Annotated in this window: 1 protein-coding gene; it reads left to right on the top strand. The window is 63.8% G+C overall.

Features of this window, described 5'->3' with window-relative positions; translation table 11 throughout:
* On the top strand, window positions 1–459 hold a 459-nt coding region (locus AUL36_RS24795), incomplete at its 5' end, for an integrase core domain-containing protein (RefSeq protein ID WP_244497207.1).
* Between the last annotated feature and the right edge of the window lie 19 nt (window positions 460–478).

Genomic DNA, 478 nt, shown 5'->3' with positions numbered 1-478 from the left:
CCGCCTGAGAATGCCCTGCGCCCTATCGGGCTCCGCGCATCCTCAGGCGGCCCCAGCATCCGCTTCCCAATGTGCTACGGCACGGAGTTCACCTCCAACGCGATCCTGACATGGGCGGACGAGACCTGCGTTGGCTGGCATTACATTGCGCCCGGCAAGCCGCAACAGAACGGCTTCATCGAGAGCTTCAACGGTCGTCTGCGCGATGAGCTTCTAAACGAGACGCTGTTCCGATCCTTGCCGCATGCCCGCGCTGTGCTGGAAGCCTGGCGGCGGGACTACAACGAGGAACGACCGCACTCCAGGCTCGGCTGGATGACGCCTCGGGACTTTGCCCGCACCATTAGCGAAACCACCGGCCGAAACGCTGCGCTCAACAACGGCTCCGCCCTTCGGCCTCTTGCAACCGCCATCGACGATGGCCCAGATCACGACCGGACTCTCGCTCCCGCTGGATGAAAAACGGGGGTCACGTCAC

The sequence above is a fragment of the Aureimonas sp. D3 genome (assembly GCF_001463805.1).
Classification (GTDB): Bacteria; Pseudomonadota; Alphaproteobacteria; order Rhizobiales; family Rhizobiaceae; genus Aureimonas; species Aureimonas ureilytica_A.
Note: the sequence above shows the minus strand (reverse complement) of the source record. Positions and strands in the feature narration are given on the sequence as shown.